Annotated in this window: 8 protein-coding genes; 1 reads left to right on the forward strand and 7 read right to left on the reverse strand. The window is 67.7% G+C overall.

The features are described from left to right. Nucleotides 1-70: 70 nt before the first annotated feature. From KA419_09775 to KA419_09795, 5 genes are all read right to left on the reverse strand, one after another. Nucleotides 71-1318, reverse strand: coding sequence for a glycosyltransferase family 4 protein (locus KA419_09775; protein ID MBP7866226.1), 1248 nt, complete (start codon nt 1316-1318; stop codon nt 71-73). 5 nt (nt 1319-1323) lie between these two features. Beyond that, nucleotides 1324-2289, reverse strand: a complete 966-nt coding sequence (locus KA419_09780) for a glycosyltransferase family 2 protein (protein MBP7866227.1) — start codon at nt 2287-2289, stop codon at nt 1324-1326. A gap of 66 nt (nt 2290-2355) precedes the next feature. Continuing rightward, on the reverse strand, nt 2356-3732 hold the full coding sequence (gene glnA / locus KA419_09785) for a type I glutamate--ammonia ligase (protein ID MBP7866228.1): 1377 nt from the start codon (nt 3730-3732) through the stop codon (nt 2356-2358). Between the two features lie 122 nt (nt 3733-3854). After that, nucleotides 3855-6689, reverse strand: a complete 2835-nt coding sequence (locus KA419_09790) for an OmpA family protein (protein MBP7866229.1) — start codon at nt 6687-6689, stop codon at nt 3855-3857. 972 nt (nt 6690-7661) lie between these two features. Beyond that, entirely contained in the window at nt 7662-9731 is a 2070-nt protein-coding gene (locus tag KA419_09795; GenBank protein ID MBP7866230.1) for a VCBS repeat-containing protein, read from the reverse strand. Between the two features lie 475 nt (nt 9732-10206). Here KA419_09795 and KA419_09800 point away from each other — a divergent pair, with 475 nt between their 5' ends. Further along, the gene (locus KA419_09800) at nt 10207-11244 is read left to right on the forward strand and encodes a hypothetical protein (protein ID MBP7866231.1); all 1038 of its coding nucleotides are present in this window, start codon (nt 10207-10209) and stop codon (nt 11242-11244) included. A gap of 236 nt (nt 11245-11480) precedes the next feature. On the opposite strand, the gene KA419_09805 is transcribed toward KA419_09800, so the two are convergent. Further along, nucleotides 11481-12440, reverse strand: a complete 960-nt coding sequence (locus tag KA419_09805) for a RimK family alpha-L-glutamate ligase (GenBank protein ID MBP7866232.1) — start codon at nt 12438-12440, stop codon at nt 11481-11483. Between the two features lie 13 nt (nt 12441-12453). Next, the gene (gene prfA, locus KA419_09810) at nt 12454-13527 is read right to left on the reverse strand and encodes a peptide chain release factor 1 (GenBank protein MBP7866233.1); all 1074 of its coding nucleotides are present in this window, start codon (nt 13525-13527) and stop codon (nt 12454-12456) included.

Consider the following 13527-nt stretch of genomic DNA (forward strand, 5'->3'; position numbering starts at 1 on the left):
CCGATAGCGACCCCGAAGGGAAGATCTCCGGACCTTCAGCCTAACAGCCTTCAGCCTAACAGCCTACAGCCTACGGCCTACGGCCTACAGCCTTCCGATACACCGCCTCCGTCTCGCGGGCGACCCTCTCCAGCGTGTAGCGGCTTTCCACCCGGAGCCGGGCCTCCCGTCCCATGGCCTCCGCCTCGGCGGGGGAGGCCGCCAGGCGGAGCATGGCCCCGGCCAGGGCGTCCACGGACCCCACCGGCACCTTGAGACCGCTCCGGCCGTCCTCCATCATCTCGGTCATCCCGCCGGAGTCGCTGACGATGACGGCCCGCCCGCACGCCATGGCTTCCAGGCAGGAGTAGGGGAAGTTCTCGAAGCGTTCCGAGGGGAAGACGCAGACCCGGCTCCGCCGGTAGTGGTGCGGCAGTTCCCGCCGATCCACGCGCCCGAGGAAAACGACCCGGTCCGCGAGCCCCTCGAGGAGGCCCTGATGTTCGGCGAACTCCATGAAGTGGAGGGCCTTGCCGCCGAGCGGGAAGGTGGGGGTGTCGTGCCCGGCCAGCACGAGGCGGGTGCCGGGGACGTCCCGGGCGACCTTCCGGAAGGCTTCCAGCAGCAGGTGAACCCCCTTTCGCTTCTCCAGGCGGCCGGTGTAGAAGAAGTCGTACTCCGCCCGCTGGCCCTCGGGGGCGGGCGAGAATTCCGCCGTGTCGATGGGGTTCGCCACCACCTCGGGCCGTCGGCCGCGCAGCCATTTCTCGGCGTGCTCGGCCATCCGTCGGCTCGGGGTGGTGAGGACCGTGGCGTGGCGGGCCTCGGATCGCTCCAGGCGGTCGCACCACCGGACCTCGCGGGTCACGGGCAGGGCGTTGAGATGGGTGTTGAGGAGCACCGGCGTGTGGATCTTCACCACCAGCGGGGCCAGGCGCCGCCGGGCGATGAAGTAGGCGTTGGCGTCGTACTCGGCCGCTTCCACCACGTCGAAGGGGTCCTCGGCGTGGACGCGGCGGAAGAGCCCCAGGGCGGCCCGGGCGAACTCGAGTTTGCGGCGGAAGTAGCGCAAGTCCCGGGTCCACGCCTGGAACGCGCGCCAGGCGGCCCGCTTGAGCCCGCTCCCCGGCGGGGCGAAGCCGATCCGGCGCACCCGGATGCCGTGTTCCGTGAAGTCCCGGGCGGCGTCGAGGCACCCGGCGACGATCTCCACCCGGTGACCGATGAGCGCCAGGCCGCGCGCCACGTTGTAGGTGTAGGTGCCGATGCCGCCCCACCCCGTGTCGGGGGGGTACTCTTCGGAGACCAGGCAGATGTGGAGGGGTTTGCCGGTGTTCACGGGGGTCAGGACTTGCCTTTGAGGATACGCTGGCGGGCCGCCGGCGTGGCCGGGTACCGCGGGTCCCCCGCGAAGCGGAAGTAGAGCGCGGCGACCATCCCCGGGAAGAAGTACAGGACCTTCCCCACGGTCTGCCAGGCGCGGCGGCGGTTCTTCCAGCGGACGGCCTCCCGGAAGTCCTTGCGCAGTTCCCCCAGCCGGTGGCGCAGGCAGCGGAACGCCACGCCGTCGCCCTTGAGGGTGAACTTGCCGAAGATGGACACGAAGCCCAGGACGTAGCCGTAGTCCATCCGTCCGGCCTGCTCCAGGGTGTTCCAGTTGTTGTGGTAGACCAGGGGCGCCGGGGAGTACAGGACCTCCACCCCCGCCCGCAGGGCCCGGTAGCTGAGGTCCGTGTCCTCGCCGCTCTTCAGGCGGGTCCCGGCCCCCATCCGGACGTTGTAGATCCCGATGGCGCGGAACAGCTCCCGCCGGAACGCCATGTTGTTGCCGTGGCCCAGGTTCTGGTGAGGGGGGACCCGTCCCCGGACCAGGCGCTCGTCGGGGTCGTCGATGAGGCAGTGGCAGAACAGGCCTTCCTTGAAGCGGTCGCCGTGGGGGAGGACCCGACCGTACACCCCCTGGACCGTCGGGTGCTCGTCGAAGAGGCGGACGATCCCGCCGACCCAGCCGGGGTCACAGAGGCAGTCGTCGTCGGTGAAAGCGATGATCGGCGCCCTGGACTCGACGATCCCGATGTTGCGGGCGCGGGAGAGCCCCCGCGTGGGGGTCGGGACGTGCCGCACCCGGGGGTCCGGAACGCCGGCCAGGAAATCGGCGACCTCCCGGCCGTCGCCCTGGTCGACAACGAGCAGTTCGTAGTCGGTGAAGCGGTTCTCCAGGATGGTCCGCACGCAGGTTTTGAGGTCTTCCGGGCGGTTCCTCGTGCACACCAGGATCGAGATCCGGGGGGTGGGGGTGTCGGTGGTCATCGGCACTCACGTGGCAAGACAGGGTGAATCCGGGCGGCGGATCGGCGTCGGTGCTCCCGGCCCTCCTCACAGGTCGAAGTAGAGCTTGTACTCGTAAGGGTTCGGCATCGTGGCGATCTCGCGGAGTTCCTGCCGCTTGACGTCGATCCAGCGGTGAATCAGGGCCTCGGAGAAGACGCCGCCGCGGAGCAGGAACGCGTGGTCCCCTTCCAGTTCGTCCAGCGCCTGGTCGAGGTCCCGCGGAAGGAAGCGGAAGCGGCCCTTCATGGACTCGTCGAACACGTTGGTGTCGATGGGGCCGAACCCTTCCTTGACGGGGTCGATCTTGTTCACGATCCCGTCGATCCCGGCCATCAGCATGGCGGCCAGGGCCAGGTAGGGGTTGGCGGTGGCGTCCGGCGGGCGGTACTCCATGCGGGTCTTCTGGGGGTCCGAGACGTAGGAGGGGATCCGGATCGCGCTGGACCGGTTGGCCATGCCGAAGGTCACGGCGACCGGGGCCTCGAAACCCGGGACCAGCCGCTTGTAGGAGTTCGTGCTGGGGTTGGTGATGGCGGAGATCGCCCCCGCGTGCTTCAGGAGGCCGCCGATGTAGTGCAGCCCGGTGGGGTTCATGTTGCCGTATTGCCCCTTGCCGTAGAACGCGTTCTTCCCCCGCTTCGTCAGGTACTGGTGGACGTGCCAGCCGCTCCCGGCCTGCCGGAAGAGGGGCTTGGGCATGAAGGTCACGTGAAGGTCGTTCATGTCCGCCAGGTTGAAGAGAATGTACTTGGTGAGGATCGCCTGGTCCGCGGTGTTGAGGAGGGTGTTGAACATCACCTCGATCTCCTGCTGCCCCCGCTCCCCCACCTCGTGGTGGTGGTACTTCACGTCGATGCCGAGGTCCATCATGGTCCGGACGGCGGTGTCCCGGAAATCGTCGAAGCGGTCCTGGGGGTTCGCCGCGTGGTAGGCGTTGTGGTGGATCTCCTCCGCGTGGTGGACGTAGTAGTAGGAGGCGCTGGTCCGGGTGTCGTACTCCACCTTGCCGAAGATGTAGAACTCGTACTCGGGCCCCCATAGGGACTTGTCGGCGATGCCCTCGGCCGCCAGCTGTTTCTCCGCGCTCTCGGCGATCCGGCGGGGGTCCTGGGAAAACCGGGTCCGGACGTCGTCGGTCAGGTGGATCTTCGTGAAGAAGCTGAGGGTGGGGATGTCGCGGAACGGGTCCACCACGGCGGTGTCGAGGTCCGGGGTGATGACCATGTCGCTGGACTCCACCTTGGAGAACCCGAAGCTCGAACCGTCGAAACCGACCCCGTCGTGAAGGATCGACGGGACGAACCGCTCCACGGGGAGCGAGATGTGGTGCAGGCGACCCCTCAGGTCCACGCACTTCAGATCGATCATCCGGATCTGTCTCTCGGCGATCAGGCTTTCGACTTCCTCAAACGTCCGCCCCATGATGTCCTCCAGGGTGTGATTTCCGCAAGAAGATCATTATATTGACGCCCAGATGAAATTCAAACGAAAAAAACGCCCGGGCCGCGGGGCCCGGGCGGAAGTGAACGGTCAGCGACCGGGGGTCAGAAGACGAAGATCCTCACCACGTCGGTGGCGAGCCCGCCGCGGCCGTCGGAGACGCGGAGGGAGAACACGTAGGTGGCGATCTCCGTGGGGGTGAAGGTGGGCATGGCCTGGTCCGCGTTGTTGAGCGTGACGGCCGGCCCGTCTACCTGGGTCCACTGGTAGGTGATGGGGTCGCCGTCCGGGTCGTAGGACCCGGACCCGTCCAGCGTGACCAGGGGCACCGGCAGCAGGAGGACCTGGTCGAGGCCGGCGTAGGCCACGGGGGGCGTGTTGACGGCCGTCACCGTGGACACCGTGACGTCGGCGTAGGCGAAGAGCCCGTGGCTGTCGGTGACCTTCAGGCGGAACGCGTAGACCCTCCCGGCTTCGGCGGTGAAGGACGGGGTGGCGGTGTCGGCGCCGGTGAGGGCGACCGAAGGCCCGAGGATCTGGGTCCACTGGAAGGTGAGGGGGTCGCCGTCCGGGTCGTAGGAGGCGCTCCCGTCGAGCTGCACCGCCCCCGGCGGGACGTTGGAGAGGTCCGGCCCGACCACGGCCACCGGGGGCCGGTTCTGGACGGTGGAGATGGAGACTTCGTCGAAGGTGAAGGCGCCCTTGGCGTCGGTGACCTTCAGCTTGAAGACGTACACCTGGTCCACGTCGGCGGTGAAGGACGGGGTGGCGGTGTTGGCGCCGCTCAGGGTGACCGCCGGGCCCATGGTCTGGGTCCACAGGAAGGTGAGGGTGTCGCCGTCCGGGTCGTAGGAGGCGCTCCCGTCGAGCTGCACCAGCCCGGCCGGGATGTTGCTGAGGTCTGGCCCGGCGTTGGCCACGGGCGGGTTGTTCTGGCGGGTGGAGATGGAGACGTCGTCGTTGCTGAAGGCGCCGTAGGGATCGGTGACCTTGAGCCGGAAGACGTAGACCTGGCCGTCCGCGGCGGTGAAGGACGGGGTGGCGGTGTCCGCGCCCGTGAGCGTGACGGCCGGGCCGGAGACCTGCGTCCACTGGAAGGTGATGACGTCGCCGTCCGGGTCGTAGGAGCCGCTGCCGTTGAGCTGGATGACGCCGGCGGCCTCGTTCACCCGGTCGCCGCCCGCGTTGGCCACGGGCGCCTTGTTCTCCCGCGTGGAGATGGAAACGTCGTCGGTGGACCACAGGCCGAACGGGTCCTGGACCTTCAGCCGGAACGAGTAGACCACGCCCACCACCGCGGTGAAGGACGGGGTGGCGGTTCCGGCGCCGGTGAGGGTCACCGCCGGGCCCTGGATCTGGGTCCACAGGTAGGTGATGGGGTCGCCGTCCGGGTCGTAGGACCCGGTGCCGTCCAGCGTGATCGTGCCGCCCTGGACGTTGACCAGGTCGCCGCCGGCGTTGGCGATGGGGGCATCGTTGCCGGTCCGGACCACCCGGGTCCGAACGTCGTAGCGCACCCGCGGGATGTCCATGGGCTCCACCGCGGTCGGCTCGACGCCGCCCGGTTTCTTCCAGAGCCCGTAGCGGACCCCGGCGACGAAGCGGGCCGAGGTCTGGCCGTCGGACACGAGGGTCTCGTTCCAGCCGGCCTCGAAGAAAACGCTCCACTTCTCGAAGACGGGTTTCACCCAGCGGATGGTCCCGCCGGGCTTGGTGTCGAGTTCGCCGCGGTCGATCCAGCCGACGTTCCCCTCGATGAAGGACTCCCAGGGGAAGGCCACCTGGAAGTTGACGCCGTACTGGTCGGCAGTCCGGAGGTAAGTTTCCAGCATGCGGTTGTGGCCGACGACCAGTTGGTCGACGACGGCTTCCCGCTTGATGGCGTGGGTCATGTAGAAGCCCACGGAGCCGTGCCGGAAGAGGTACTCGCCGATCACGGCCGCCTGGCCGAGGGTGCCGCTGTCCTCGAACATGTCCATCTGGACGCGCTTGAAGGAGGCGAAGCCGCCCAGCTGGAAGGCCCGGAACCGCTTGACGAGGCCGAAGTCCACCTGGGCCTCGACGCGGTCGGGGAAGTACATGAACTCACCCTGGCCCTGCAGGGCGGTGCTCGGCGTGACGGTGTGGAAGTAGCGGCCGGAAATGGTGCCGGTGAACTCGCCGTCCCGGGTCGCCCCGGCGTTCAGGCCGAGGAGGCTGAAGTCGTGGGTCTTGCCCTTCTCGTGCTTCCGGTGCCCTTCGTCGGCCACCTGCGGGGCGGGGGGCGGGACGGGCGCGGGCGGGGCCGGGACCGGCCGGGCCTCGATGTCCTTGAGCTTCTGGTACAGGGCGGTCAGTTCCTCCGCCATCCGGGCCTGCTGGGCCTGCAGGTCCTTCAGGCGCTCCAGGGTCTTGCCCAGTTCGTCCAGGCGGTTGATGATGCCGTCCTGCTTTTTCCCCACCTCGTCGAGGCTCCTGAGCAGCGGGTTGTCCGCCATCTCCTTGAGGATCGTGCTGATGGGGGAGAGGGCCTTGATCTCCTGGCGCCGCCCGTCCTTCATCACGTAGAGGGAGAAGACCACGCGGCGGTTCTGGAAGCGGCCCTCCGGGGTGGAATTTTCGGTTTTCGGCTCGGAGAACCCCTTGCCGGCGACCTCGATCTGCTCGGCGCGGGCCCCGTATTTCACCAGGAAGTCCCGGACGACCTGCGCGCGCTTGAGGGCGAGCGAATCGTTGTAGGCCTTGGTTCCCTGGCTGTCACAGTGCCCCTCCACCGCCAGGCGGTAGTCCGGGTGGGCGCCCAGGGCGTCCGCCAGCTGGAGCATGGACGGGAAGCCGTCGACCAGGACGGAGGAGTTGAACTCGAAGTTGACCTCCTCCCAGTCGTCCTTGTTCCAGGCCATGCTCCAGAGGCACAGGAACATTATCGTCATGATTCCGATCGCGATGCGTAATCTCATACGGCCCTCCATGAGGAAATTAAATACTTATTGCAAAATGCGTGCCAATAAAAGGGGCCTGAGCGGGCGGGGACTCGGTAAGCCGGGTTCGACGACCCCCCGGACCCTGAACGGACTCTTGAACAGGAGTCCGGGGGGAAGCCGAAAGTTGCGGATTCAAAAATTTGAAGAGAATTATCCAATGAATTGGATACTCCGTTGCCGTCTCCCGGAGTCCAGATCTGAACACCCGACCCGGATGTCCCCGAGAGCCACCACGGTACCGCGGAATACACGAAATGCACCAACCGGAAGGGGAACCACGAAATACACGGAATATACGGAAATTGAACCACGAACCACACGAACGAGGATCGACATCCTCGGATCAATACCATCGCCCTCGGGGCGATGGCTCGAAGAGAGGCTTTGCAGACTACGGATGCGATGCCGAGAGCGATTGCGATGCCGATTGCGATTGCGATACCGAGAGCGATTGCGATTGCGATTGCGATAGTGAGAGCGATTGCGATTGCGATACCGATACCGATTGCGATACCGATACCGATACCGATGGGAACCCCTCCGGACCTACAGCCTACAGCCCAACCCGGATAAACCGGAGAGAAACCACGGATGAACACGGATGGACACGGATCATCCGGACGCTCCAGAAAATAACAGGCGGTCTTTACCTCTCGCAAAGGCGCAAAGACGCCAAGCCTCGCAAAGCCGGAACCGGAAAAGGGGGATTCCTTTGCGAGGCTTTGCGTCCTGGCGTCTTTGCGAGAGACCGGATACGTCGATTCCGGACCCGGATCGGCACAAACGGGGCCTTTTAGCCCCGGGGCATGCCGGACGACGCGGCCGGGATTCCCTCCTCCGTCCCCGCACCGGGTTTCCCCGCTCTGAAAGCGGTGGGAGCCCACCGACGATTTCAAATCTTGCTCATTTTGCCAAAGATCTTACTTCGTAGGGACTACAGCCCACAGCCTAATTCACAATCACCCAGCTCACGTCCGACACCGCCGACGGGACGGTCGGCGTCGTGGAGGTCACGGCCGTCCCGTTCAGGATCCAGGCGGAGAGGTCGCCGGCGCCCGGGGTGGTGTTCCGCCACACCACGTCCGCCTTCCCGTCGCCGGAGAAGTCGCCCGCGGCCTGGATCTCCCAGGCGGTCCCCACGGTGGGGAAGGGGAGGGAACCGGTGTAGCTCGTCCCGTCCAGCACCCAGACGGAATCGACGCCCGTCGACGGGTTCCGCCAGAGGATGTCGGTCTTCCCGTCGCCGGAGAAGTCGGCCAGGGCCGCGACGGTCCAGGCGGTCCCCACGGCCGCCAGGGGCAGGGAGCCGGTGACGGTGGTCCCGCTCAGGACCCAGACCGAGTTGTCGCCCGTGCTGGAATTCCGCCAGAGCAGGTCGGGGTTCCCGTCCCCGCTGAAGTCGGCGACGCCGGCGAGGGCCCACGGCGCCCCCACGCTGGGGAAGGCGGCCTGAGCGGTGACGGCGGTCCCGCTCAGGTACCACACCGAGTTGATGCCGGCGGAGGGGTTTCGCCAGAGGATGTCGGTCCGGCCGTCGGCGTTGAAGTCGGCGGCGCCCGCGATCTCCCAGCCCGTTCCCACGGCCGGGAGCGGGAGGGGCGAGCCGGAAATCGACACGCCGTTCATCAGCCAGGCGCTGTTGTCGCCCGTGGACACGCTGCGCCAGAGGAAGTCGGTCTTGCCGTCCAGGTTGAAGTCGGGGTGAAAGCGCCGGGTGTAATACTCGTAAGCGCCGATGTCCAGGGTTGCGTCCACCGGGCGCGGTGCGGCCGTCCCGGGGGCCTGGAAGGCGTGCAGCGGCGGGTGCCAGGCCGGCGGGAAGAGCGGGTTGGGGAAGGGGAACCCCGGCGGCCCGGAGAGGCTCCCGGCGCCGTGGTCGATGAGCACGCTCCCGGCGGCGGGCCGCGGGTCGTTGGAACCGAGGCCGACAAAGCCCGGGTCCGCGCCGGTCAGGGTGCCGGTCCACTGCACCGGGATCTCGGTGGACCCCGTCTGCACCCAGTTGTTGGACCCGGCGATCAGCTCGCCGTCGCTCCAGTTGGCTTCCACCGTCCGCTTGATCTGGACGCCCGTCCCGTCGATGCGGTAGAAGACGTTGTTGTGCATCTCGATGCTCTGGATCCCGTCGAAGATCCGGAACGCCGCCGCGGAGCCGCACAGGAAGGTGTTGTTGACGAAGCGGTAGCGGCCGAAGGTCTCCCCCGTCCCGTCGCCGCCGACGCGGGTGACGAAGAAGAAGTTGTCCGACCCGGACGGTTTCGTCTTCTTCCAGAAGACGTTCCCCACCACGTCCGAGTCCTCCCGGACGGTGGGCGTGGGGTACTCCTCGGAGCCGATGAGCTCCAGCTCGTGGTAGTAGCCGCCCTCGATCCAGTTGTAGTAGATCTCGTTGCGCTCCGCCCGGGACTTGACGTTGTTACCGCCGAGCCCCTCGTGGAGGTAGCAGAACTGCATGCGGAAGACGCTCCCCGGGCGGTTCCCCTCGTCGGTGCTCATGTAGATCTGGTGCTGGGAGCTGCCGTTGCCGCAGCGGTAGACCTCGCAGTACTCCATGAGGAGCGAGCCGGAGCCGAGGTCGGCCCCGAGGATGCCGTGGGCCGGGCAGTCGTGGACCACCACGTCCCGCAGGACCAGGTCGTCGGCCTGGTGGTAGACCCCCCGGAAGCTGCCGGCCGTCACCTCGAAGCCCTCGAAGACATAGTGGTCGGCGCCCGAGGTGTAGGGCCAGGGGCTCATGAAGGTCACGGTGTTGGTCCCGCCCGAGATCACGGGGCGGTTCCCGCTCACGCGGACCCCGCGGATCGTGATGGGGTTTCCCGCCCCGCCCGCTCGTTCGAAGACCAGGTCGCCCGGGTAGGTGGCGTTGCCGTCCACCAGCACCAGGTCGCCCGGGTTGAGCAGGCCGGCCACGTCCTGGAGCGTCGTGTAGGGCCGCCCCGGCCCCACGTTGTAGGTGGCGGCCGGCGCCGCGAGGAGCGCGAGCGCCAGCAGGATGAGCGTCGTCGCGATTCGGTTCATGGATCCCTCCTTCGACCACGGCGATCGGACTTGTTGCACCGTGGGGCTTCGGCGCGGATTATGCCTCATCCGGCACCGGAAACGGAACGGAAAAATGGGGGAAGGAAACCACGAACGACCCCCACCCCACGAACGGGACCCGGGGTCAATCGAACCGTGACATCCCCACGATGACGCCCCCGCAAAAAGTCATTTTTGCCCGCGAATCACGCGAATGAACGCGAATCAGAAATCAAAGACTGATAGATATTATTCGTGTGATAAATTCGCGCCTCTTCGTTTTCTTCGCAGGAAATCTCCCTTTCGCGGCTTTTTACGGGGTCATCACTTTTTGCGGGATGTCAGAATTCAGGGCGAAGCCGCGAAACAATCAGGGGTGCCCTGTATCCCTTTTTGAACAAATCAAGGAACAGAACGTATTGGTATGCGGCTTCCCACATGGGGGCGACCGGACATCCGGAGGAGGGGTTTCCTCATGGCTTTTCAGCGGGCCCATAATGCCGTATTCATCGTGCTGGTCTTCGGTTGCACGGCCTTCTGGACGTACCGTGCCGGCGCGGTCCGCCGGGAGGCGGCGGAGGCGGCCGACCGCTACCGGGACGCCGGCCGGTCGGTCGTCACGCTGTCCCGCTGCGAGCTGTACCTGAAGGCGGCGTCGGTCCGGATTTTCGCGAAACGGACCGGCCGGATGCCGGTAAGCCTCCGGGAATGCGCGGGTGACGGCGCGAGCTTCGACGACTGGATGGCCTGGCTGTCCAAGGAGAGACGGGCGGCGTGCCGAGACCCCCTGTTGCAGGAGGAGATGTTTTTCTGGTCGGCTTCTCCTCCACGCCAGGGGGGCGGTATTCACCCCGGTCCGTTCTATCGGGACCGGCTGGGCGTGCCCGTCGGCCCGTGGGCTCTCGTGCCCTGGAGCGACTCCGCCCCGCTCCCGCCGCTTCCCCCGGGGCTGGATCCCAGCGGGTTGCCGGTCCTTTACCGGGTCGGCGGGAGCCCGCCCCGGGACCCGGCGGCGATTCGCTCGGACGACCCGCTCCCGCCGGAGATCGCGGCGTTCTTCCAGGCCCGGGGGGGCGAAGCGCCCGTCCCGCCCCAACCGTTCTCGCTCGTCTCGCTGCGCATCCGCGACCGCCTGGACCAGCAGGCCCGCCTCGATGACCGGGTGACCCGGGCGTGGCTGGAGCTGGCGGGCGGGCTGATCCTCGGCACGGCCCTGGTGCTGGCCATCCTCTACCGGTGGGGAAGTCCGCGAAAGAGGCGGATGGCGGCAGGATTGGCCATACTCGGGGCCCTGTCCGTGTTCGCGTGGCTCTGGGGGAGTACCAGGCTTTTCACCAAGGTTCACAGCTCGTTCTACACCGGGATCTCCCGCGGTGATCTGATCGCCGTCCTCGACGAGGCGGTCCGGCGGGGGGAGGTCCCGCCGGAGACGGCCGCGGCCTCCCGGCAGTACCTTCTCTCCCTCCCCGCGGATGACGCAAGCCGCGGCCTGCCGTTGCGGGTGAGGGACTGAGGCGGAGGCCGGCCAGGGGTTCCCCTATGGGACCATGATCATGATCTGGATGGGCTTGAATAGCTTGATCCATGCAGGCAGCTTCCCACCGGCTGTGTCCGGGAGAAAGGACCAAGGGACCCAAAGGACCCAAAGGACGAAAAGGACGGCCGTGAACTAAATTCTTGGCTCTTCGGGTTCGTGGTTCGTGGGGTCGTTTATGTCCTTTTGGTCCTTTAAGTCCTTTTGTCCTTTCTTCAGGGATAGAACGCTTCGAGGCGCTGGAGGAACGCGGCGTGGAAGTCTTTGCCGGCGGCGCGCAGGGCGCCGGCGATCCCCTCCCATCCGGGGTTGGCGTTGACTTCCAGGACGGCGGGGCCGTCGCGGCCGACCAGGATGTCCACCCCCGCCAGTTTCAGCGAGAGGGCGCGGGCGGCGTCCAGGGCCAGGATTTCCAGCTCCCGCTCCAGTTCGACGAACGCGACGTTCGCGCCGAGGGAGAAGTTCGAGCGGAAGTCCCCGGGCGGCGCCTCGCGGCGCATGGCCCCGACGACCTGGCCGAGGAGCACCACGGCGCGAAGGTCCCAGGGGGGTGCGCCGGCAGGCTGCAGGAAGGGCTGGGCCAGGACGATGTCGTGGCGGTCGGCGGCCCAGAGGGTCTCCACCGCGTCCCGGAGGGCAGCCTCGTCCCGGGCGAGGAGCACGTCCCGCCCCTTCGACCCCATGGAGGGCTTGACCACCCAGGGCGGGGCCCCCAGCAGCCGGGGGACGGCCCCGAGGTGCTCGGGCCGGCGGATGACGACGGTGGGGGGGACGGGGATCCCCCGGGCGGAGAGGCGCAGGAGGGAGGTCACCTTGTTGCGGCAGATCTCCAGGGGCTCCAGGTCCTGAAGGAACCGGACCCCGGCGGCGTCCAGGGCCTCCACCAGGTAGAAGTCGCCCCGGCACTGGCGCCGGAGGCTGATCTTGGGGATCACCAGGTCGGCGGCGGCCAGGGCTTCCGCCCCGGGCCCGCCGATGAGCGCCCCGGGCAGCCGGGTGAGCAGGGGGGCCTCCGCGGCGGCGTCGCCGGCCCGCCCGTCCAGGCAGACGAACACCTCCCCGTGGCGGACCACCGCGCAGGCGTGCCCCCGCGCCTCGGCGGTTCGGGCGAAGCGCTCGAGTTCCGGCGAGAGGGCTTCCTCCGTGGTGGTGGTGGTCAGCAGGGCCAGCCGCATGGCGAGGGGGCGATCATTCCCCGCCGGCAGCGCGGCGGAGCTGCTCGGCCTGGAAGTGGGTGAGCAGGGCTTCCAGGACCCCGTCGAGGTCGCCCTCCAGGATCAGGTCGAGCTGGTGGAGGGTCAGGCCGATGCGGTGGTCCGTCAGGCGGTTCTGGGGGAAATTGTAGGTGCGGATCTTCTCGCTCCGGTCGCCGGAGCCCACCTGGGTCTTGCGGTCGCGGGCGATCTCCTCGTCCCGCTTCGCCTGCTCGGCCTCGTAGAGACGGGCGAGGAGGACCTTCATGGCCCGGGCCCGGTTCTTGATCTGGCTCTTCTCGTCCTGGCAGCTCACCACGAGGCCCGTGGGGAGGTGGGTGATGCGCACCGCCGAGTAGGTGGTGTTGACGGACTGTCCGCCGGGGCCCGAGGAGCAGAAGGTGTCGATGCGGAGGTCCTTCGGGTCGACCTGGATCTCCACCTCGTCCGCCTCGGGGAGGACGGCCACGGTGACCGCGGAGGTGTGGATGCGGCCGCTGGCCTCGGTGGCGGGGACCCGCTGGACGCGGTGGACGCCGCTCTCGTGCTTGAGCCGGGAGAAGACCCGCTCCCCCTCGATCTCGGCGACGATTTCCTTGAAGCCCCCGACACCCGACTCGTGGGCGGTGACCAGGGAGAGCTTCCAGCCGCGGCGCTCGGCGTAGCGGGTGTACATCCGGAACAGGTCCGCGGCGAAGAGGGAGGCCTCGTCGCCCCCGGTGCCGGCACGGATCTCCAGGATGACGTTCTTCTCGTCGTTGGGGTCCCGGGGGAGCAGCAGGATCTTCAGGGACGCCTCTTCGTCGGCGATGCGCGCCTCCAGGGCGGCGACCTCCTCCTGGGCCATGTCCTTGAGGTCGCCTTCCTCGGCGGCCGCCAGTTCCCGGGCCCCGGCGAGCTCCCCCTGGAGCCCCTTCCACCGGCGGTACCCGGCGGCCAGCTCCTCGACGGCCTTGAGCGACTGGGCGTGCTTGCGGTACTCCCGGGGGTCGGAGGCGACGGCGGGGTCCGCCATCCGCTCTTTCAGTTCCTCGTACTGGGCCTCGATGCGGGCCAGCTTGTCGAACAT

This window comes from Acidobacteriota bacterium, assembly GCA_018001935.1.
In the GTDB taxonomy this organism is placed as follows: domain Bacteria; phylum Acidobacteriota; class JAAYUB01; order JAAYUB01; family JAAYUB01; genus JAGNHB01.